This is a genomic window from Haemophilus sp. CCUG 66565, from assembly GCF_001679495.1.
Classification (GTDB): Bacteria; Pseudomonadota; Gammaproteobacteria; order Enterobacterales; family Pasteurellaceae; genus Haemophilus; species Haemophilus haemolyticus_K.
Window position 1 is genome coordinate 262,728 of record NZ_LZOX01000001.1, and the last position, 21,564, is coordinate 284,291.

Consider the following 21,564-nt stretch of genomic DNA (forward strand, 5'->3'; position numbering starts at 1 on the left):
GATAAAAGATTTATAGAATCAAATACACATTATATAAAAATATAAGGAAATATATGTTTAACATTATAAGAAAAGTCTTGCTAGGTGTTTTTTGTTTTATTTATTCAGCAATATCCTTTGCAGAAGGAAATAGTACGTTACAAGTGGGGATTGATTTAACTTATGCGCCTTATGCTTATTTAGAAAGAGGAAAAGCCTCTGGTTTTGATCCGGATTTAATGGAGTTAATTGGTAAAAAATTAGATAAGAAGGTTGAATTCAAAGATACACGTATTGAGAATATCATTATTGGCTTGAATGCAGGACATTATAATTTGGTGGCTTCTGCATTATATGTGAATGCACAACGTGCCAAACAGGTAGATTTTTTACCTTATTTGCAAACTGGTGGTGTGCTTGTTGTCCGTGGTAATGATAGGTTCTTACCACAAAGATTAGAAGATTTATGTGGCAAAAGTATTTCATCTATGAAAGGTGCAGCCTGGATACAAACTATGAATAGAGTCTCACAAGAATATTGTTTGCCAAATAATCTTAAACCTCTTGTTGTTAAGGAATATCCTAGTGCCCCAGAAGCTGCTCAAGCTTTATTATCTGGCGGAGTAGATGTGCAATATGAAGATGCTGCTGTTGCTCAAATGGTAATTAATCAATTAGGTTCTAAATTAAAAATAACCAATAAAGAACAACTTTATCCAGTATTAATTGGTTTAGCCTTTAATAAAGATGATGTGAAAGGAAAAGCAGAAATTGCCCAGACCCTTAAAGACATCTTAGCTGACGGTTCTTATAAACAGCTCTTGAAAAGATATAACTTAGAATTTCCCAAAAATGAATTATTAAAAGCTAATGGTCTAGAAAATGCCATTGAACAAGCTATCGTGTCCAATTCAGACGAAGAAAGTGAAGCAGTTTCTGAACAAGGGTTTAATTGGAAGTATCTTGGTAGCCTATTTTTTAATACCGATTTCTGGAAAGCCGTTTTAACGGTTTTAGAACTCAGTACATTAACTTGGATATTGGCTATTCTATGGGGATTTCTTCTAGCATTAGGTTCTCAATCCACTAATAAAGTTTTTAATCAATGTAGTAAAACCTATATTTGGTTATTCCGTAGCTTACCATTATTAGTGCTTCTGATTTTCATCTATAACGTTCCGCAATTTTGGCCAGCAAGTTCTGTTGTTTTATCTAACTCATTTATTGCAGGTCTAATTGCTATGGTGCTAAGTGAATCGGCTTATATTGCAGAAATTCACCGTAGTGCATTATCAGCGATTCCAAAGGGTCAATATGAAGCAGGAAAAGCCTTAGGTATACGCTTCTGGGGAATTCAACAATTAATTGTGATTCCACAGGCCTTAAAAGTAGCTTTACCGCCGTTGACAAACCAATATATCACTATTGTTAAATTAACGTCTTTGGTTTCAGTAATTTCATTAACTGAAATTTTACTAGTAGGACAGCAGCTTTATACGCGTAATTTCTTAGTGCTAGAAACCTTATTAGCTGTTGCATTTTATTACATTATAATTGTGACATTACTTACTTGGATACTAAAAAAATTTGAAAATAAATTAGATATTTCATTACGTAAAGAGCAGGAAGTTTCTGACATTAATGTGAATGAAGAAGAACTTTCATCTTATTCTATTCTTAAACTAGAAAAACCAAATAATGAAGATGTATTAAACGTTAGAGGATTGAGTAAATCATTCAATCAAATTGAAGTCTTAAAAGATATTAATTTTTCCTTAAAATGGGGGGAGGTATTGTCAATTATTGGTTATTCTGGTTCTGGTAAAACAACTTTAATCCGAAGTATTAATGGGTTGGAAACTATTGATCAAGGTAAGGTTTATTTGGAAGGGGAAGTGTTTATTAATGGGAAACATTTTGTATCAAATGCTCAAAATAAAATTGTGAATTTAGGAATGGTATTCCAAAGCTATAACTTATTTCCGCATAAAACAGTGTTGGAAAATCTTTTATTAGCACCAGAATATCACGGTAAACCCGAACAGGAAACATATTTATTAGCCTTAGCAATGTTGGATAAAGTGGGATTACTTTCGCATGCAAATAAATACCCTCATCAATTATCAGGAGGGCAGCAACAACGTGTTGCCATAGCTAGAGCTCTAGTTATGAAACCCAAAATTATGCTCTTTGATGAACCAACATCGGCACTTGATCCTGAATTAGTTAGTGATGTTTTATTGGTGATGGAAGGGCTTGCTAAAGAAGGTATGACGATGATTATTGTGACCCATGAAATGCAGTTTGCGTTAAAAATTTCTGACAAAATTGCCTTTATGGATTCTGGTGAAATTGTGTTTTTACAAACACCAGGTGAATTAAGAAAAAATGATGATCCGCGTATACGTCGCTTTATAAATAACGAAATTTTATTAAATGATTTTAGTATTTAAGGAGTAATAATATGTCACAAGATTTTTCTGAATTTGTTGAAATTGGTATTTTGCAACAACGTAAAATTGAAGCAGAAATAGTTAAACCAATCTACGAAATTATGAAACGTGAATTTGGTTTGGAAAAGGCTAAGACTATTATTGAAGAAGCAGTCGCGAATGCTGCTTTAGAGGCTGGAAAAGAATATGCAAAACGAGAACCAAATGGTACAAGCGTAGAAAGCTTTGTTGCATTGCAATATTTATGGGAAAAAGATGATGCCTTGCGTATTGAGGTGCTTGATAACACACATGAAAAATATAGCTATAACGTACATCGTTGCCGATATGCGGAAATGTACAAAGAAATGGGATTAGAGGAAATTGGTTTTCTCCTTTCTTGTAATCGCGATAGTAAATTTATTGAAGGTTATGCTCCCAATATTAAATTAACTCGTCCGCATACAGTGATGAATGGTGATGGTTTCTGTGATTTTAGATACCAACTTAAACTTAAAATTGATGAGAATCAATCATGAGAAAAATTAATAATGAACGATTATTAAAGTTACTAGATGATTTTGCTCAATTTGGTAAAACAGAAAATAATGGGGTGACTCGACTTGCTTTGTCTAATGAAGATAAGTTAGCGAGAGATTATTTCATTCAGTTAGCAAGGCAAGCTGATTTTTCTGTTAAAGTTGATCCTATTGGTAATATTTTTGTTAGAAGAGAAGGAAAATATCCTAAGCTATCCCCTATTTTGGTTGGTTCTCATGGAGATTCTCAACCTTTAGGAGGTCGATATGATGGTATTTATGGAGTATTAGCAGGCTTAGAAGCACTATTGTCATTAAATGATTATCAGATTGAAACTGAACGACCTATTGATCTTGTAATGTGGACTAATGAGGAAGGTTCTCGTTTTTCTCCAGCCATGATGGGGTCCGCAGTATTTACTGGTAAATTATCTATTGAAGAAGCATTCAGGAAACAAGATAAAAATGGAATAACTGTTGAGTCTGAACTAGAAAGAATTGGTTATTTAGGAAAAGATGATTTTTTAAATTATAGACCATATGCTGCACTTGAAATTCATATAGAACAAGGGCCTATTCTTGAAAGAAATCATACAGATATTGGGGTCGTAAGTGGTGCCTTAGGGCAAAATTGGTATCAGATTCAATTAGATGGTCTGGCTTCTCATGCTGGAACGACGCCAATGAATATGCGCAAAGATGCTGGTATAGGTATGGCGGAAGCAATGATGGAATTTAATAAGTTGGGTATGAAAGAAATAAAACATCAAGGACGAGTGACGATAGGTTCAATTCAACTTACTCCAAATTCTCCTAACGTTATTCCAGGGCGAGCAAATTTTACATTAGAAATTCGCCATCCTGATCAACAAGCATTAAATCGTTTGGATAAAGAGATTTATAAAATTGTAAATAATATATCGAATAAATACCAGTTAGATGCTCAGATTAAACAAGTAGTCAATCTTCCTCCATTGGTATTTAATTCTGATTTACTCAGAATTATTCGACAAATAGCTGATAAATTGGGTTATAGTCGAGAAGATATTGTTTCTGGTGCTGGTCATGATTCTTGTCATTTGAATAATGAAATGCCAACAGCGATGATATTTATTCCATGTATAGATGGATTAAGTCATAACGAGCAGGAAAATATTACAGATGAATGGTGTGAAAAAGGGGGAAATATTTTATTTAATATGCTATTAAAATTAGCGAGTTAACCAAATTCTCTCTATAATATACAAAATTTTTATAGAGAGATTTGTTACATGGGAACGATTATTACCGTTGATGGGCCTAGCGGTGCTGGGAAAGGTACGCTTTGTTACGCTTTGGCTGAAAAGCTAGGTTATGCGTTGTTGGATAGTGGAGCGATTTATCGCGTTACAGCATTAGCTGCATTACAACGTAAAACTGATTTAACAAATGAGTCGGCGCTAGCTGAATTAGCTCGTCACTTAAATATTCAATTCATTCCTCAAAATGGCGAGGTGAATATTTTGCTTGCTGGAATGAATGTAAGCCATTTAATTCGCACTCAAGAAGTCGCTGATGCTGCATCTAAAATAGCCGTGTTTCCAGAAGTGCGGTCAGCTTTGCTACAACTTCAGCAAGATTTTGCGAAAAATGATGGATTAATTGCTGATGGTAGAGATATGGGTACTGTGGTATTCCCAAATGCTCAAGTGAAGTTATTTTTAGATGCGAGTGCTGAAGAACGTGCAAAAAGACGTTATAAACAGTTGCAAAATAAAGGAATAAATGGTAACTTTGAGCAGATTTTAGCCGAGATAAAAGAGCGTGATTTTCGTGATAGAAATCGAGAGGTTGCGCCTCTAAAACCGGCTGATGATGCTCTGTTATTGGATAGCACAACGTTGAGTATTGGTGAAGTTATTGATCGGGCGTTAGCTTATATTCAAGAAAAGGTGTCAGTTTCGATTTAACTGTTTGTTCAAGGAAGAATAAACATTTATCCTCAACCCCGCATTTTATGGATTTTAATGTGGATGTTATTAACTTAAATTAAGAAGATTATTTATATGTCAGAATCTTTTGCTCAACTTTTTGAAGAATCATTAAAAGGCCTTGAAACTCGTCAAGGTTCAATCGTTAGCGGTACTGTAGTAGCTATCCAAAAAGGCTTTGTGCTTGTTGATGCAGGTTTAAAATCTGAGTCTGCAATCCCAGTTGCTGAATTCTTAAATGCACAAGGCGAACTTGAAATCCAAGTTGGCGATACTGTAAATGTTGCATTAGATGCAGTTGAAGATGGTTTCGGTGAAACTAAACTTTCTCGTGAGAAAGCTGTTCGTCACGAATCTTGGATTGAATTAGAAAAAGCTTACGAAGAAAAAGCGACCGTTATCGGTTTAATCAACGGCAAGGTGAAGGGTGGCTTCACAGTTGAGTTAAACGGTGTTCGTGCATTCTTACCAGGTTCTCTAGTTGATACTCGTCCAGCGCGTGAAGCAGATCACTTACTTGGTAAAGAATTAGAATTCAAAGTAATCAAATTAGATCAAAAACGTAACAACGTTGTTGTTTCTCGTCGTGCAGTGATTGAATCTGAAAACAGCCAAGAACGTGAACAAGTATTAGAAAATCTTGTTGAAGGTTCAGAAGTTAAAGGTATCGTTAAAAACTTAACTGAGTACGGTGCATTCGTTGATCTTGGTGGTGTTGACGGTTTATTACATATCACCGATATGGCTTGGAAACGCGTTAAACACCCAAGCGAAATCGTGAATGTTGGTGATGAAGTTACTGTTAAAGTATTAAAATTTGATAAAGATCGTACTCGTGTATCTTTAGGCTTAAAACAATTAGGCCAAGATCCATGGGCTGCAATTGCTGAAAATCACCCAGTAAACAGCAAATTAACTGGTAAAGTAACTAACTTAACAGACTATGGTTGTTTCGTTGAGATCTTAGATGGCGTTGAAGGTTTAGTTCACGTTTCTGAGATGGATTGGACTAACAAAAATATCCACCCATCTAAAGTTGTTAGCTTAGGCGATACTGTAGAAGTAATGGTATTAGAAATTGATGAAGAACGTCGTCGTATTTCTTTAGGCTTAAAACAATGTAAAGCTAACCCATGGACTCAATTTGCTGAAACTCACAATAAAGGCGATAAAGTAACTGGTAAAATCAAGTCTATCACTGATTTCGGTATCTTCATCGGTCTTGAAGGTGGTATCGATGGTTTAGTTCACTTATCTGATATTTCTTGGAATGTATCAGGTGAAGAAGCCGTTCGTAACTACAAAAAAGGTGACGAAGTTTCTGCAGTAGTATTAGCAGTTGATGCAGTGAAAGAGCGTATTTCTTTAGGTATCAAACAACTTGAAGAAGATCCATTCAATAACTTCGTAGCAATCAACAAAAAAGGTGCTGTAGTATCTGTAACTGTAGTTGAAGCAGATGCAAAAGGTGCTAAAGTTGAATTAGCGGGCGGCGTTGAAGGTTATATCCGCGCAGCTGATTTAACAAATGAAGTTACTGCAGGTGATGTAGTTGAAGCGAAATACACTGGGGTGGATCGTAAATCTCGTATCGTTCACTTATCAGTGAAAGCAAAAGATCAAGCTGAAGAAGCTGCAGCAGTTGCAAATGTGAATAACAAACAAGAAGAAGTTGCTATTCCAAACGCAATGGCTGAAGCATTTAAAGCAGCTAAAGGTGAATAATTAATTCACATAATAAGGCTGGGCTCATGTCCAGCCTTATTTGTTAGGGCTTATTGCTAATGTATTGAAATAATGTATTAGCAATAGATCTTAATTTGAATAATATGAGGGGAGAAAAGACGATGACTAAATCAGAACTTATCGAAAAATTATCAGAAAAGCATCCAATGTTACCTCTGAAAATGGTTGAAAATATTGTAAAAGATATTCTTGAGTTTATGTCTCAGTCTCTCGAAAATGGTGATCGTATTGAAGTTCGTGGGTTTGGTAGTTTTTCGTTACATTATCGTCAGCCTCGTTTAGGGCGTAATCCTAAAACAGGTGATTCAGTAAAATTAGATGAGAAATCAGTGCCACATTTCAAGGCGGGTAAAGAATTAAAAGAACGAGTAAATTGTTTATAGTTCATTAGTACAAACGGCGCGTAAGTGTCGTTTTTTATTAGAAAGTTTGGCATAATAGTGGCGTAATTTGAGAGGGGAATTATGATTAAGTATATTTTAGGTTTTGTGATTGTTATTGCTATTGTACTTGTTGCGATTACTGTTGGAGCCAATAACGATCAAATAATAACCTTTAACTATATTGTGGCAGAAAGCCAGCTCCAACTTTCTACACTTGTCGCGATTTTATTTGGTTTTGGGTTAATTCTTGGTTGGTTAATTAGTGGATTTTTCTATTTAAAATTAAAATTCAAGAATATGGTTTTAGCGCGCCAAGTTAAACGTCAAACATTACAACTTCATGAATTAACGACTACCCGCGATAAGGCTGTCTAATGCTGGAATTACTCTTTCTACTATTGCCCATCGCTGCAGCCTATGGTTGGTACATGGGGCAGCGTAGTGTAAAGAAAGATCAAGATGACATTAGTAATAAACTCTCCCGAGATTATGTTACGGGGGTAAACTTCTTACTTTCCAATCAAACCGATAAAGCTGTAGATTTGTTTTTGGACATGCTTCAGAAGCAAGAAACCGAAAATGAAATCGAAAGTCACTCCCAATTTGAAGCGGAGCTTACACTTGGCAATCTATTCCGTTCTAGAGGCGAAGTTGATCGTGCTCTTCGCATTCATCAGGCTTTAGATCGTAGCCCAAATTATACTTTTGAACAAAAACTGCTCGCTAAGCAGCAGCTTGCTCGAGATTTTATGACGGTTGGTTTTTTTGACCGAGCTGAAAGTCTTTATATTTTACTAGTGGATGAACCTGAATTTGCAGAAAATGCTTTGCAGCAACTTTTAGTGATTTATCAAAAAACTAAAGAATGGAAAAAAGCGGTTAATATTGCTGAAAAACTCGCAAAAATCAAACCACAAGAGAATAATATTGAACTTGCGCAATGTTATTGTGAATGTTCACAAAGTTTAGAGCCTGAAAATGAGGTTGAAAAACGCAGTATTTTACAAAAAGCCTTGTTGGTTTCTCCTACTTGTGTTCGCGCTTCTTTATTACTCGCAAATTTAGAAATGCTTGAAGGTCAATATCAACAAGCAGCAAAAATATTAGAAAATGTTTTGGAGCAAAATCCAGCTTATACTGGTGAAATTTTATCACCTTTAAAACATTGTTATGAAGAATTAAATCAGTTAGATAACTTTGAGTTATTCTTAATCCGTGCTGGCCAAATTACTAATAATGATGAGGTAGAGTTAGCCCTAGTTAAATTAATTGAAGAAAAAGATGGAAAACCTGCTGCTCAAGCTAAGCTTTATCAGCAACTCACGAAAAAGCCAAGTACTTTAATTTTCCATCGTTTTATGCAGTATCAAATTGATGAGGCAGAAGACGGACGTGGAAAAGAAAGTCTAATTTTATTACATAAAATGGTGGGGGAACGAATTAAGCAAACTTCAGCTTATCGTTGTACAAATTGTGGTTATCAAATCCACAAGTTGTTATGGAATTGCCCATCTTGCCGTCAATGGGAATGTATTAAACCAGTTTCAAGTCAAGAACATAATTAATTGATACTCAGTGAGGTAACATTATGACAAGCAAAATTATTGTGGCATTGGATTATGAGAAAGAATCAGATGCTCTTGCTTTAGTTGATCAAATTGATCCGAATTTGTGTCGATTAAAAGTGGGTAAAGAAATGTTTACTACACTTGGTATGAATTTTGTAAAACAATTACATCAACGTCATTTTGATGTTTTCTTAGATCTTAAATATCATGACATTCCAAATACGGTAGCAAGAGCGGTCCGATCCGCCGCTGATTTGGGGGTATGGATGGTCGATTTGCACGCAAGCGGTGGGCTACGAATGATGGAAGAAGCTAAGAGAATTCTTGAACCTTATGGGAAAGATGCGCCATTGCTTATTGCTGTGACGGTATTAACTAGTATGGAAGATTTGGATTTATTACAAATTGGGATTAATGCATCGCCAATGGAACAAGTTTTACGATTAGCTCATTTAACCCAACGCGCAGGTTTGGATGGAGTGGTTTGTTCTCCGCAAGAGGTTGAAATTTTACGTAACGCTTGTGGAGAAGAGTTTAAATTGGTGACCCCAGGTATTCGTCCAACTGGGGCTGATTTTGGTGATCAGAGACGAGTGATGACTCCTACTGCTGCGATTCGTGCTGGTTCAGATTATTTAGTAATAGGGCGTCCTATTACTAAAGCTGATAATCCAGTAGAGGTTCTTCGTTCTATTAACGCGTCTATTAGGTAAGAATGATGTCAGATTCTGTTTTAGTGTATTCAACTGATGTGGGGCGAATTAAAGAGGAAAGGGCTTCTGTAGTTCGTCCAAAAGGAGACGGTGTTGTACGTATCCAAAAACAAACGAGTGGTAGGAAAGGTGCAGGCGTATCGGTTATAACTGGTTTAGATTTATCTAATGAGGAATTGAAAAAATTAGCTGCTGAATTAAAAAAACGTTGTGGATGTGGTGGTTCAGTTAAAAATGGAATGATTGAGATTCAAGGTGAAAAGCGTGATTTGCTCAAGCAATTTTTAGAGCAAAAAGGGTTTACCGTTAAATTATCAGGTGGATGATTAAAAAGGCGCATTAGCGCCTTTTTTGTTAAAGATTTAAAATTTCTTTAACGAAAGGAATCGTAAGATTTCGTTGTGCTTGCAACGAGGCTTTATCTAGTAGATCAAGTGCTTCAAATAATGTGTGCATGTCTCGTGCTAGTCGTGTAAGTAAAAAATTAGCCGTCTCATCGGGTAATTGAATTCCTCGTTGATAAGCGTTATGTTGTAGCACACTAATTTTTTGCTCGTCAGTTAGGGAATTTAATTGATAAATTTCACCCCAAGTCAAGCGGGAGTTCAAATCAGGCAATTTTACAGAAAGTGCAGAAGGCGATTTATCTGAACTAATAAGCAAAAGCGTTTTTCCGCTTGCTTTAATTCGATTGAATAGATCAAAAATAGCTAATTCCCATTCGTCATTTCCGATCACACTTTGTACATCATCTAGACATACTAATTCTTGCTGTTCTAGATTTTCAAGAACTGCGGTAGAAAAATATTGAGATTTGCTGAGCGGTACATAAATAGCAGTACGTTGATTGATTAAATATTCGTTACTGAATGCTCTAAGAAGGTGAGTTTTTCCAGAACCTTTATTTCCCCAAATATAGAAAAACTGTTGTTTTAACTCAGATGAATTTTTGCGTAAAGAATCGAGCAATAAAAGATTATTATCGCCGTAAAAGTTTGCTAATGTGGCATCATCAATTTGATGAATGGGTAAGGGAAGCTGCTTATTCAAATATTTATGTATTACAGATTATAAGTAAGAAAAGGGCTAAATTGGGATTTAACCCTTTTAAAAGAACTCTTATTCTACTTCATTTTTTGCTTTCGGTAAAACAAGGTTTAAGATGATAGCAACAACTGCGCATAAGCTGATACCTTTTAGTGATACATTGCCTACATCTACAAACATATTGCCGATACCAAATGTCATGACGACAGAAATAATACACAGATTACGTGCTTCGGTAACATCAACTTTGCCACGAATTAAGGTGCTCATGCCCACGACTGCGATTGAACCGAAAACAAGCATCATAATCCCACCCATTACAATAGTTGGAATCGTTGATAGGAAGGCGCCTACTTTTCCACAGAATGAAATCGCAATAGCCCAAATGGCAGCCCATGTCATAATATTAGGATTGAAATTTCGGGTTAACATTACGGCACCAGTCACTTCAGAATAAGTTGTATTTGGTGGGCCACCCACTAAAGAAGCCGCTGCAGTTGCTAAGCTATCGCCTAATAAAGTGCGGTGTAATCCTGGTTTTTTTAAAAAATCTTTACCTGTTACAGAGCTGATAGCCATAATACCGCCAACATGTTCTACCGCCGGTGCAATAGCAATTGGCAACATATAAAGAATAGCTTCTAGGTTAAATTCAGGAGCAGTTAATTTTGGTAAGCTGAACCAAGGCGCATCAATCACTGGTTGGAAATTAATTAAACCAAGGAATAAGCATAAAATATAGCCCGTAGTAATACCAAACATAATTGGGATGAGTTTCATCAATCCTTTGGCAAACACAGCTACAGATAAAGTAGTGAGAAGTGTTACCATTGAAACTAATATAGCGTCGTTATAAGCATAAGCACTGTTTTTGCCTAATGACATATCAACTGCTACAGGGGCAAGCCCCATCCCAATAATAATAATCACTGGCCCCACAACAATCGGTGGGAAAATACGTTGTAATGCTTCAGTTCCACGTAATTTTACCAATATACTTAGTGCTAAATATACAAGACCCGCCGATGCTAATCCCCCCATAGTGGTTGGAATCCCCCATGTCTGAATACCATATTGAATCGGTGCGATAAAGGCAAAAGATGAAGCTAAGAAAATAGGAACTTGTTTGCCAGTGCAAAGTTGGAAGAGTAGGGTGCCAACGCCAGCAGTTAGTAATGCAGTATTGGAATCAAGACCAGTAATTAATGGTACAAGAACGAGCGCACCAAATGCGACGAAGAGCATCTGTAGGCCAACAAAAGATTGTTTAAGTTTACTCTGGTTTTCTACCACGGAAGAATTTTGATGTGTCATTTAGTTTCAACTCTCTGTTTGAATTAACTGAAAGTGCGGTCAATATATTTTTAATATTTCATGCACCGAAAAAAGACGGTATGAATACCGTCTTTTGTTTCTGGGATTATTTAGTCCCAAAAATTTTATCACCCGCGTCACCGAGACCCGGAATAATGTAACCATGTTCATTTAGGTGGCTATCAATAGAAGCACAGTAAATTTCAATGTCGGGATGTGCCGTTTCAAGAGCCTTAATACCTTCTGGCGCAGCGACTAAAACTAATACTTTAATATGCTTACAACCTTTTGCTTTTAAAAGATCAAGGGTAGCAATCATAGAACCGCCCGTTGCAAGCATCGGATCAACAACAATTGCAAGGCGCTCTTCTAAATCGCTAGCTAATTTTTGGAAGTAAGGGACTGGTTCAAGGGTTTCTTCATTACGGTAGATCCCCACTACACTGATGCGTGCGCTTGGTACATGTTCAAGTACACCATCCATCATACCTAAACCTGCACGTAAAATTGGGACAACCGTTACTTTTTTACCTTTAATTCTGTCGATTTCTACTGGGCCATTCCAACCGTTGATCGTTACTTTTTCAGTTTCTAAATCTGACGTTGCTTCGTAGGTTAATAGGCTACCGATTTCTGTTGCCAGTTCACGGAATTTTTTTGTATCAATCTCAGCTTCACGCATCACACCTAATTTGTGTTTAACAAGTGGGTGTTTTACTTCAACCAGTTTCATATTTACTCTCCTTTTGGCGTTTAAAAAACAAATTGAAGAATTCTAGATTAAAAAAAAGAAAAAAGGTAGCAATTTATGAAAATATTTTAAAGAATACCAAGAATGGAATAGGGACAACTATAATAATTTGGATAGGCTATAAGCAAAAAGTCCGCGAAAGCGGACTTTTTCATTATCTTTATTTGTCAGATTTACCCAAATTATCAAAGAATTTTTTCACACCGTCCAAAAATCCTGAAGATTTTGGCGCATGCTTACTTAAATCTTTACCTTGTAAACTTTTCTCAAGTTTTTGAAGTAATTCTTTTTGTTCGCTAGTTAAATTAACGGGTGTTTCGACCGCGATACGACAAATCAAATCGCCCGCATAGCCACTACGTGTAGAGGCGACACCTTTGCCTCGCATGCGGAATAATTTTCCAGTTTGCGTTTCAGCTGGGATTTTAAGTTTTACTCTGCCATCTAAGGTCGGTACTTCAATTTCACCGCCAAGCGCTGCAGTAGCAAAACTAATCGGTACTTCGCAATATAAGTTATTACCGTCACGTTCAAAAATGTTATGTTCTCTCACATGAATCACAACATATAAATCTCCAGCTGGTGCGCCATTTTCGCCCGCTGCTCCTTTTTCAGCTAAGCGAAGTTGGTTGCCCGTATCTACGCCTGCAGGAATTTTTACTGAAAGATTTTCTTTCTTATGAACTCGTCCTTCTCCATGACAGCTGCGACAAGGTTTTTCAATTTTCTTACCGCTACCATGACAAGTTGGACAGATACTTTCAGATACAAAGAAACCTTGCTGACGACGAATTCGACCAGAACCATGGCAATACGGACAAGTTTCCACTTTAGAGCCTTTTTCAGCACCAGAACCACCACAGCTATTACAATGGGCAAGAGTATTGATTTGAATATCTTTGGTTGTACCTTTTACGGCTTCTTCTAAAGTGATTTCTAAGTCATAGCGTAAGTCTTCGCCACGAACAACTCGTTGACGACCACGGCTACCGCCACCAAAAATATCGCCAAAAATATCGCCGAACATATCGCCAAAATCAGCACCGCCAAAGCCGCCACCGAAACCACCAGCGCCACCACCTTGTTCAAAGGCTGCATGACCATATTGATCATAAGCTGCGCGTTTTTGATCGTCTCCTAATACTTCGTAAGCTTCATTAATTTCTTTGAATTTTTCTTCTGCTTCTTTGCTACCTTGGTTTTTATCAGGGTGATGTTTAGACGCTAAACGTTTATACGCACGTTTTATATCATTCTCACTCGCCCCTTTTTTCAATCCAAGGACTTCGTAGTAATCTTTTTTTGCCATAGTGTTTCCGTATTTTTATTTGCAAATATTTTGTCATTTCTGACCGCTTACATTCGCTATTTTTAGCAATGTGGGCAAATTGAAATGTAAATATCCACTTTTCCATTTGGATAATATTTCTCAAAATCCACTTTATAAGCACGTTTTAATAAGCCTTGCTTTTCTTTATTCCAAATGCGTTGCCACGTTTGAACTACTGATTCATAAGTCGTGGGGAAGATTTCATACCAAGTCAGATCTTCAATTTCAATGGTTAAGAAACTGCCTTCAGGTTTACTTTCTTGAGCAACAGCAACATCATAATAGCCCGTAAAATCCGATTCGTAATTCAGATAAACACCATAATAAGGCTCATTTTGAGGCAATTTTGCAAAATTATTCTGCCAAAGCTGTCCTATCTTTTCTGCGGGATTTTCTTTTGTGTTATGCGTACGAATTGTAGCAAGTGGATAAAGTGTAAGTGGCATAACTATTCCTTAAATTTACAAAATTCTGGGTAAATTTGACCGCTTATAACATACTCCCCTCTTTAGCAAAGAGGGGCGGGGGGGAGATTTGGCAGAAGTAAATTTAGCTCATAAGAAAATTTGATATCGCTATCAAATCTCCCCTAACCCCTCTTTTCTAAAGAGGGGGATCATTTATATACACCAAAAGGGCGTGTTTCCACGCCCTTTGTTTATGCTAAGAAGAGCGGTGAATTATTTATTATCTTTCACTTCTTCAAATTCAGCATCTACCACGCCATCATCTTTTGCTGATGATTGTTGTGGTTGCTCGCCACCAGCTTGTTGAGCTTTTGCTTGAGCTGCTTGCATTAACGGTTCAGAGGCTTTAATTACCGCTTCAATTTTCGCTTCAATTTCTGCTTTATCTTCACCTTTTGCTGCTGTTTCAAGCTCAGCAACTGCTGCTTCAATTTTCTCTTTGTCTGCGGCACTCAATACATCGCCAGCTTCTGCAATTTGTTTACGTGTTGCGTGAGCAATACCATCAGCTTGGTTACGCGCTTGTACTAACTCTTCAAATTTACGGTCTGCATCTGCGTTCGCTTCTGCATCACGAACCATTTGTTGAATTTCTTCATCAGATAAACCAGATGATGCTTGAATACGAATTTGTTGTTCTTTACCCGTATTTTTATCTTTCGCAGATACGTTGATTACGCCGTTTGCATCGATATCAAATGTTACTTCAATTTGTGGCATACCACGCGGTGCAGGGTTAATACCTTCTAGGTTGAATTGACCTAAAGATTTATTGTCTGCCGCACGTTTACGTTCACCTTGAAGAACGTGAATGGTTACCGCACTTTGGTTATCTTCCGCTGTTGAGAAAACTTGCGATTTTTTGGTTGGAATCGTTGTGTTTTTCTCAATTAAAGTGGTCATCACGCCGCCCATGGTTTCGATACCAAGTGATAATGGAGTAACGTCTAATAAAAGGACGTCTTTCACATCACCTTTTAATACACCACCTTGAACAGCCGCACCGATTGCCACCGCTTCATCAGGGTTAACATCTTTACGAGCTTCTTTACCAAAGAACTCAGCAACTTTTTGTTGAACAAGTGGCATACGAGTTTGTCCACCCACAAGAATAATATCGTGGATTTCGTTTACACTCTTACCTGCATCTTTTAATACTGCTTTCAGAGATTCAATTGAGCTTGCCACTAAATCTTCTACTAATGCTTCTAATTTTGCACGAGTGATATTTAATGCTAAGTGTTTAGGACCTGTAGCATCTGCAGTGATGTAAGGTAAATTTACTTCGGTAGATTGCGCTGATGAAAGTTCAATTTTTGCTTTCTCTGCTGCTTCTTTTACGCGTTGTAATGCCATTGGGTCATTACGTAAATCGATGTTTTGTTCTTTTTTGAACTCATCAATAATGTAATCAATTACACGGTTATCGAAGTCTTCACCACCTAAGTGAGTGTTACCACCAGTTGCTAATACTTCGAAAGTTTGTTCGCCATCAAAGTTATCAATTTCGATGATTGAAATATCGAATGTACCACCACCTAAGTCGTAAACAGCGATCACTTGGTTTTCTTTGCTTGAACCTAAACCAAATGCTAAGGCAGCTGCTGTTGGTTCATTGATGATACGTTTAACATCTAAACCTGCGATTTTACCCGCGTCAATAGTTGCTTGACGTTGTGCATCATTGAAGTATGCAGGCACGGTGATTACTGCTTCTGTTACAGATTCACCCAAGAAATCCTCTGCAGTTTTTTTCATTTTTTTCAATACTTCAGCAGAGATTTGTGGCGGCGCTAATTTATCGCCTTTTACATTTACCCACGCATCGCCGTTATCTGCACGCACGATTTCGAAAGGCATGATTTTAATATCGCGTTGTACTTCTTCGCTTTCAAAACGACGACCAATTAAACGTTTAATCGCAAACAATGTATTTTTCGGGTTAGTGATTGCTTGACGTTTTGCTGGCTGACCCACTAAGGTTTCATTATCTGTATAAGCAATAATTGAAGGGGTAGTACGTGCGCCTTCTGCATTTTCAATTACGCGCGCTTTGTCGCCGTCCATTACTGCTACACAAGAGTTTGTTGTACCTAAGTCAATACCAATAATTTTTCCCATTTTGTACTCCTAGTAAAAATTTTAAAATTCGGGGTAGGGCTTTTAGACCCATTTATTACGAATTGTAAGATGTGGATATTCTTTCGCATTTCAAGAGAAAATTTTAAAAATTTTTTATTTCTTAAAGTGCGGTGATTTCCGTTCTTGTTTTCAAGATAAGTCTCAAATGATGAACTTCAAGGGGAAAACAAAAATTTTCAGGCAAGAAAAAGGGATTTGTGATAAATTTGGCGAAAATTTTTACTTTAAAATAGGAAAGAAATAAATGAAAAAATCAAAAATTGCTGCAGGCGTAGTCGTTGCTCTTGCTGCCGTTTGGTGTACCGGTGCATGGTTTACAGGGAAAAAAGCGGAAGAAGAATATTTACATCAACTAAAACAGTTAAATCAACTATTTGCCAAAACAGATGCATTAGAAGAAAGTAAAATTTTTTATAAAAATATAAAATTTGATAGAGGATTATTTGCATCTCATATTCAAGATCAAATAGAAATCCACAAGGCAAATGAAACGATCCTTATTCCTTTATCATCAACACTTTATCACGGGCCTTTGCCGCTTGATCGTGTGGCGAAACTAAATTTCGTTCCAGCCATTTTTTCAAGCCAAACCTTGTTAGGAAAAAATGCAACAACTCAGGCATTCTTTGATATCACAAAATCAGAGAAACCGTTACAACTAAATGTCGCAATGAATTATTCATTAAGCGGTAATGCGGAATTAAAACTTGCATCGGGGCAATATCACAATGAGCAATCCAAGGCTGATTTTGATTGGTCAAATGTCGTATTAAATATAGATTTAGACAAAAATGAACCAAGCAATTATACACTATCTGTAGATGCATTTAATTCAAATGACCCAAATCATGCAGTTTCAACCGCTTCATCAATTAAAATAAAAGATCTTGTCGTACAAGGCTCACTACAAAGCACAAAATGGCCACTTATTTATAGCGGAAATATCAATAGTAAAATAGGCTATTTTGAGCAAAATACCGAATCTGCAGAGACTGGGGAAAAATTCTCTCTGATTCAGAAAAACAGCCAAGCAAATTTAACTACACAAGTTCAGGGTGATACAGTAAATATCATCAATAAAACAAATCTGGATGAATTAAATATTAACGGTAACAACTTAGGTAAAGTGACCAACAATGTAGAATTCAACCATATTGATGGCAACGCATTACAAGAACTTTTAAACATTTTAGTAGCAATAGGCAAGGCTGATTCAGATATGCCGTTACCTAAACCATTGGTGCAAAAATTACAACAAGCAGGCATGGTCATTGCGAATAATCAGCCTCAAATTAAATTAGCCCCTCTTTCTATTTCTGATGAAAAAGGCAAAATGGCATTAGATCTGAACATTGCTTTAGTGCCAAATCCTAAATTTGATTTAATGCGCAGCGGCTTATACAAACAATTCAAAGATTTTTCGATCAATTTTGATGTGAATAAAGAGACCGCGATTTCATTATTATCTAAATTTGTACCAGAAAATCAAAAACAAGATTTAGTTTACAGAATGGACGAATTAATTGCTGAAGACGAAGCAAATGGCATTATCGTAAACACCGATAAAACCGTCACATTAACGCTTGCTTTAGAGAATAACGAATTGAAACTAAACGGCAAGCCAATCCCAGAAGAACAGCTGAAAATGGTACTCTTTATGCTTGTGATGGGGGGCTTTGGATGATAACAAAAACAGGGCGATAAATTGTCGCCCTGTTTTACGATGAAGAGCGGTCAATATTCTTTATCTTTTTAAGCTAAACGCTCTTCTAAATACCCTTCATAATCTGGCACTTCAATTTCGACATCTTGTTCAAATAAAACTGAAGTTAACATAAAATCTGCGGAGCTTTGATTAATCGCAACAGGGATATTCCACACTGTTGCAATACGCATGAGGGCTTTCACATCGGGATCATGGGGTGCGGCATTCATTGGATCCCAAAAGAAGATCATCATGTCGATTTTCTTTTCTGCGATTAATCCGCCAAGTTGTTGGTCGCCGCCCATTGGACCACTTAATAAAGATTGAATGCTTAAACCTGTTTCTCGTTCTAAAATATGCCCTGTCGTACCTGTTGCATAAAGTATATGAGGCTTAAGGGCATCTTTGTGTTTTTGCGTCCAATTCAGTAAATTTTTTTTGCAGCTGTCATGAGCCACAAGCGCAATACGTTTGTGTTGAGTGAGCGTTCGAGTCGTTATATGCATGATTGATTCCTTTTTGAAATAAGTTTGAAAACTTTAAAGCAAAGCCCTACAGAATGCAATGTTTTACTTATGATTTTAATAGGCTTTACAAAAGGCGAGAAAAAATTACCGCACTTTCAAAAGATTACCGATTAACACAGCACTCAACAGGGATATTTGATGAAAATTTACTATCTTTATCTCAAAAAATCTTCTAAAATTTGCAAGATTTGTTAAATGTTTGTAAAAAGGCAAGCATTTCTGATATTCGTGTTTAGTGCTGACTAAACTAATGTTCACTTAATTAACAGATAAGGAAAACCTATGTCTGAGATTTTAAAAAATGACGTTGATCCAATCGAAACTCAAGATTGGTTACAATCATTAGATTCTTTGATTCGTGAAGAAGGCGTAGAGCGTGCACAATATATTATTGAGCAAGTTATCGGCCAAGCACGCACCAACGGTGTTTCATTACCGACAGGTGTAACTACCGATTATGTCAATACTATCCCTGCTTCTGAACAACCTGCTTACCCAGGTGATCATGCTATTGAGCGTCGTATTCGTTCTGCTGTGCGTTGGAATGCTATTGCTATGGTATTGCGTAGTCAGAAGAAAGATCTTGACTTAGGTGGCCATATCTCAACTTTCCAATCTGCTGCAACCATGTATGAAGTTTGCTATAACCACTTCTTCAAAGCAGCAACCGAGAAAAACGGTGGTGACTTAATTTTCTTCCAAGGCCATGCTGCTCCAGGTATGTATGCGCGTGCATTCTTAGAAGGTCGTTTAACTGAAGAACAAATGGATAACTTCCGTCAAGAAGCCTTTACCGATGGTTTATCTTCATATCCACACCCTAAATTAATGCCTGAATTCTGGCAATTCTCTACGGTTTCTATGGGTTTAGGCCCTGTGAACGCCATCTACCAAGCGCGTTTCTTAAAATACTTAGATAACCGTGGCTTAAAAGATACCAAAGATCAAAAAGTCTATGCATTCTTAGGCGATGGTGAAATGGATGAAATTGAGTCTAAAGGTGCATTAACTTTTGCGGCTCGTGAGAAATTAGATAACTTAATCTTCACTATCAGCTGTAACTTACAACGCTTAGACGGTCCGGTTAATGGTAACGGTAAAATTGTTCAAGAATTAGAAGGATTATTTACTGGTGCGGGCTGGGAAGTGATTAAAGTTTTATGGGGCAGCGATTGGGATAAATTATTCGCGAAAGATACTTCTGGTAAATTAACTCAGTTAATGATGGAAGTGGTTGATGGTGACTATTTAACCTTTAAATCTAAAGATGGTGCGTATATTCGTGAACACTTCTTCGGTCGTTATCCAGAAACTGCTGCATTAGTTGCAGATATGACTGATGATGAAATTTGGGCATTACGCCGTGGTGCACACGATAGCGAAAAATTATATGCAGCCTATGCAAAAGCACAAAATGCAACGAAACCAGTTGTGATTTTAGCGCATCAAGTTAAAGGTTATAAAATTCCCGAAGCGGAAAGTAAAAACACCGCTCACCAATCTAAAAAAATGTCTTACGAAAGCCTTAAAGGTTTCCGTGACTACTTCGATTTACCATTGACTGATGAGCAAGTAGAAAAATTAGAATACATTAAATTTGCTGAAGGCACACCTGAGTATGAATATTTACATGGTCACCGTAAAGCATTAAACGGCTATGTTCCTGCTCGTCGCACTAAATTTGATGTTGAATATAAAGTTCCTGCATTAGAGGAATTTAAAGCATTATTAGAAGAACAACCTCGTGGTATTTCAACCACAATGGCGTTTACTCGTGCATTAAACATCTTATTAAAAGATAAAAACATTGGTAAAACTATCGTTCCAATGATTGCTGATGAAGCACGTACTTTCGGTATGGAAGGTTTATTCCGCCAGGTTGGTATTTATAACCCACATGGTCAAAACTATGTTCCTTCAGATCGTGACTTAGTTGCTTACTACCGCGAAGCAAAAGATGGTCAAGTGCTACAAGAAGGTATCAATGAATTAGGTGCAACCGCATCTTGGTTAGCAGCAGCGAATTCATACTCTGTTAATAACCAACCAATGATTCCATTCTTCATCTATTACTCCATGTTTGGTTTCCAACGCGTGGGTGATATGATGTGGGCGGCTGGTGACCAATTAGCTCGTGGTTTTATGGTAGGTGGTACTTCTGGTCGTACAACCCTGAACGGTGAAGGTTTACAACACGAAGATGGCCACAGCCATATTCAAGCAGGTATCATTCCTAACTGTATCACTTATGATCCATCATTTGCATTTGAAGTTGCTGTAATTATGCAAGACGGTATTAATCGCATGTACGGCGAAAAACAAGAAGATGTATTCTATTACATGACAACATTAAATGAAGTCATGGATCAACCTGCAATGCCTGCTGGTGCGGAAGAAGGTATCCGAAAAGGTTTATACAAATTTGAAACAGTTGAAGGTAAAAAAGGCAAAGGCCACGTTCAGTTGTTAGGTTCTGGTGCCATCATGCGTCATGTTCGTGAAGCGGCACAAATTCTTGCAAAAGATTATGGTGTCACCTCCGATGTATTCTCTGCACCGTCATTCAATGAATTAGCGCGTGAAGGTCACGATGCGGCACGTTGGAATTTATTACACCCTACAGAGACACAACGCGTACCATACGTTGCTCAAGTATTAGCTGATTTACCAACCGTTGCTTCAACTGACTATGTTAAAGCATACGCAGATCAAATCCGTGCATTCGTACCAAGTCGTCATTATCATGTGTTAGGTACAGATGGTTTCGGTCGTTCAGACAGCCGTGCAAACTTACGTGAACACTTCGAAGTTGATGCACGTTATGTTGTGGTTGCTGCACTTTCTCAATTAGCGAAAGAAGGTACAGTATCTAACCAAGTTGTTGCAGATGCGATTGCGAAATTCGGTTTGAATGTAGATCGTATCAATCCGCTTTACGCGTAATTGATGAA

General features: G+C 37.1%; 19 protein-coding genes. 12 read left to right on the top strand and 7 right to left on the bottom strand.

Annotation, left to right across the window (positions count from 1 at the left end; genetic code table 11):
* Positions 1–53 precede the first annotated feature (53 nt).
* The 10 genes from A9501_RS01235 to yciH all read left to right on the top strand — a co-directional run bounded on the left by A9501_RS01235 (position 54) and on the right by yciH (position 9,656).
* On the top strand, positions 54–2,432 hold the full coding sequence (locus A9501_RS01235) for an ABC transporter permease subunit (protein ID WP_083071870.1): 2,379 nt from the start codon (positions 54–56) through the stop codon (positions 2,430–2,432).
* 11 nt (positions 2,433–2,443) lie between these two features.
* On the top strand, positions 2,444–2,950 hold the full coding sequence (locus tag A9501_RS01240) for an L-2-amino-thiazoline-4-carboxylic acid hydrolase (protein ID WP_065264602.1): 507 nt from the start codon (positions 2,444–2,446) through the stop codon (positions 2,948–2,950).
* Positions 2,947–4,173, top strand: coding sequence for a M20 family metallo-hydrolase (locus A9501_RS01245; RefSeq protein WP_065264603.1), 1,227 nt, complete (start codon positions 2,947–2,949; stop codon positions 4,171–4,173). The genes A9501_RS01240 and A9501_RS01245 overlap by 4 nt, the downstream gene beginning before the upstream one ends.
* Positions 4,174–4,221: 48 nt before the next feature.
* Positions 4,222–4,899 (top strand): (d)CMP kinase, encoded by a 678-nt coding sequence (cmk, locus tag A9501_RS01250; protein ID WP_065264604.1) that lies wholly within the window; start codon positions 4,222–4,224, stop codon positions 4,897–4,899.
* A gap of 96 nt (positions 4,900–4,995) precedes the next feature.
* On the top strand, positions 4,996–6,645 hold the full coding sequence (gene rpsA / locus A9501_RS01255) for a 30S ribosomal protein S1 (RefSeq protein ID WP_065264605.1): 1,650 nt from the start codon (positions 4,996–4,998) through the stop codon (positions 6,643–6,645).
* A 122-nt stretch (positions 6,646–6,767) separates the two neighbouring features.
* Positions 6,768–7,049, top strand: a complete 282-nt coding sequence (locus tag A9501_RS01260; protein WP_065264606.1) for an integration host factor subunit beta — start codon at positions 6,768–6,770, stop codon at positions 7,047–7,049.
* Positions 7,050–7,130: 81 nt separating this feature from the next.
* Entirely contained in the window at positions 7,131–7,424 is a 294-nt protein-coding gene (locus A9501_RS01265; RefSeq protein ID WP_065264607.1) for a LapA family protein, read from the top strand.
* Complete coding sequence (gene lapB / locus A9501_RS01270; RefSeq protein ID WP_065264608.1) at positions 7,424–8,614, top strand: lipopolysaccharide assembly protein LapB; 1,191 nt, start codon at positions 7,424–7,426, stop codon at positions 8,612–8,614. The genes A9501_RS01265 and lapB overlap by 1 nt, the downstream gene beginning before the upstream one ends.
* A gap of 23 nt (positions 8,615–8,637) precedes the next feature.
* Entirely contained in the window at positions 8,638–9,330 is a 693-nt protein-coding gene (gene pyrF / locus A9501_RS01275; RefSeq protein WP_065264609.1) for an orotidine-5'-phosphate decarboxylase, read from the top strand.
* Positions 9,331–9,335: 5 nt separating this feature from the next.
* Positions 9,336–9,656: a stress response translation initiation inhibitor YciH gene (gene yciH / locus A9501_RS01280; protein ID WP_065264610.1), complete on the top strand. Its 321-nt coding sequence runs from the start codon at positions 9,336–9,338 to the stop codon at positions 9,654–9,656.
* A 28-nt stretch (positions 9,657–9,684) separates the two neighbouring features.
* Here the strand turns inward: yciH and hda are convergent, their stop codons facing one another.
* The 6 genes from hda to dnaK all read right to left on the bottom strand — a co-directional run bounded on the left by hda (position 9,685) and on the right by dnaK (position 16,360).
* Positions 9,685–10,380: a DnaA regulatory inactivator Hda gene (gene hda / locus A9501_RS01285; protein ID WP_065264611.1), complete on the bottom strand. Its 696-nt coding sequence runs from the start codon at positions 10,378–10,380 to the stop codon at positions 9,685–9,687.
* A gap of 69 nt (positions 10,381–10,449) precedes the next feature.
* Positions 10,450–11,691: a nucleobase:cation symporter-2 family protein gene (locus A9501_RS01290; RefSeq protein ID WP_065264612.1), complete on the bottom strand. Its 1,242-nt coding sequence runs from the start codon at positions 11,689–11,691 to the stop codon at positions 10,450–10,452.
* Positions 11,692–11,797: 106 nt separating this feature from the next.
* Entirely contained in the window at positions 11,798–12,424 is a 627-nt protein-coding gene (gene upp / locus A9501_RS01295; protein WP_065264613.1) for a uracil phosphoribosyltransferase, read from the bottom strand.
* A 178-nt stretch (positions 12,425–12,602) separates the two neighbouring features.
* On the bottom strand, positions 12,603–13,751 hold the full coding sequence (dnaJ, locus tag A9501_RS01300) for a molecular chaperone DnaJ (protein WP_065264614.1): 1,149 nt from the start codon (positions 13,749–13,751) through the stop codon (positions 12,603–12,605).
* Between the two features lie 62 nt (positions 13,752–13,813).
* Entirely contained in the window at positions 13,814–14,218 is a 405-nt protein-coding gene (locus tag A9501_RS01305) for a GyrI-like domain-containing protein (RefSeq protein ID WP_065264615.1), read from the bottom strand.
* 234 nt (positions 14,219–14,452) lie between these two features.
* Positions 14,453–16,360, bottom strand: coding sequence for a molecular chaperone DnaK (gene dnaK, locus A9501_RS01310; RefSeq protein WP_065264616.1), 1,908 nt, complete (start codon positions 16,358–16,360; stop codon positions 14,453–14,455).
* A 265-nt stretch (positions 16,361–16,625) separates the two neighbouring features.
* Here dnaK and A9501_RS01315 point away from each other — a divergent pair, with 265 nt between their 5' ends.
* The gene (locus tag A9501_RS01315) at positions 16,626–18,065 is read left to right on the top strand and encodes a YdgA family protein (protein ID WP_065264617.1); all 1,440 of its coding nucleotides are present in this window, start codon (positions 16,626–16,628) and stop codon (positions 18,063–18,065) included.
* A gap of 68 nt (positions 18,066–18,133) precedes the next feature.
* Here A9501_RS01315 and mgsA read toward each other — a convergent pair whose 3' ends face one another.
* Entirely contained in the window at positions 18,134–18,592 is a 459-nt protein-coding gene (gene mgsA, locus A9501_RS01320; protein WP_065264618.1) for a methylglyoxal synthase, read from the bottom strand.
* 303 nt (positions 18,593–18,895) lie between these two features.
* Here mgsA and aceE point away from each other — a divergent pair, with 303 nt between their 5' ends.
* Positions 18,896–21,556, top strand: a complete 2,661-nt coding sequence (gene aceE / locus A9501_RS01325; protein ID WP_065264619.1) for a pyruvate dehydrogenase (acetyl-transferring), homodimeric type — start codon at positions 18,896–18,898, stop codon at positions 21,554–21,556.
* Positions 21,557–21,564: the final 8 nt, after the last annotated feature.

What these genes read in the sequence shown, in the direction of transcription:
- A9501_RS01235 (WP_083071870.1), top strand. Translation starts at nt 54, where the DNA reads ATGTTTAACATTATAAGAAAAGTCTTGCTAGGTGTTTTTTGTTTTATT.
- A9501_RS01240 (WP_065264602.1), top strand. Translation starts at nt 2,444, where the DNA reads ATGTCACAAGATTTTTCTGAATTTGTTGAAATTGGTATTTTGCAACAA.
- A9501_RS01245 (WP_065264603.1), top strand. Translation starts at nt 2,947, where the DNA reads ATGAGAAAAATTAATAATGAACGATTATTAAAGTTACTAGATGATTTT.
- cmk (WP_065264604.1), top strand. Translation starts at nt 4,222, where the DNA reads ATGGGAACGATTATTACCGTTGATGGGCCTAGCGGTGCTGGGAAAGGT.
- rpsA (WP_065264605.1), top strand. Translation starts at nt 4,996, where the DNA reads ATGTCAGAATCTTTTGCTCAACTTTTTGAAGAATCATTAAAAGGCCTT.
- A9501_RS01260 (WP_065264606.1), top strand. Translation starts at nt 6,768, where the DNA reads ATGACTAAATCAGAACTTATCGAAAAATTATCAGAAAAGCATCCAATG.
- A9501_RS01265 (WP_065264607.1), top strand. Translation starts at nt 7,131, where the DNA reads ATGATTAAGTATATTTTAGGTTTTGTGATTGTTATTGCTATTGTACTT.
- lapB (WP_065264608.1), top strand. Translation starts at nt 7,424, where the DNA reads ATGCTGGAATTACTCTTTCTACTATTGCCCATCGCTGCAGCCTATGGT.
- pyrF (WP_065264609.1), top strand. Translation starts at nt 8,638, where the DNA reads ATGACAAGCAAAATTATTGTGGCATTGGATTATGAGAAAGAATCAGAT.
- yciH (WP_065264610.1), top strand. Translation starts at nt 9,336, where the DNA reads ATGTCAGATTCTGTTTTAGTGTATTCAACTGATGTGGGGCGAATTAAA.
- A9501_RS01290 (WP_065264612.1), bottom strand. Translation starts at nt 11,691, where the DNA reads ATGACACATCAAAATTCTTCCGTGGTAGAAAACCAGAGTAAACTTAAA.
- upp (WP_065264613.1), bottom strand. Translation starts at nt 12,424, where the DNA reads ATGAAACTGGTTGAAGTAAAACACCCACTTGTTAAACACAAATTAGGT.
- dnaJ (WP_065264614.1), bottom strand. Translation starts at nt 13,751, where the DNA reads ATGGCAAAAAAAGATTACTACGAAGTCCTTGGATTGAAAAAAGGGGCG.
- A9501_RS01305 (WP_065264615.1), bottom strand. Translation starts at nt 14,218, where the DNA reads ATGCCACTTACACTTTATCCACTTGCTACAATTCGTACGCATAACACA.
- dnaK (WP_065264616.1), bottom strand. Translation starts at nt 16,360, where the DNA reads ATGGGAAAAATTATTGGTATTGACTTAGGTACAACAAACTCTTGTGTA.
- A9501_RS01315 (WP_065264617.1), top strand. Translation starts at nt 16,626, where the DNA reads ATGAAAAAATCAAAAATTGCTGCAGGCGTAGTCGTTGCTCTTGCTGCC.
- mgsA (WP_065264618.1), bottom strand. Translation starts at nt 18,592, where the DNA reads ATGCATATAACGACTCGAACGCTCACTCAACACAAACGTATTGCGCTT.
- aceE (WP_065264619.1), top strand. Translation starts at nt 18,896, where the DNA reads ATGTCTGAGATTTTAAAAAATGACGTTGATCCAATCGAAACTCAAGAT.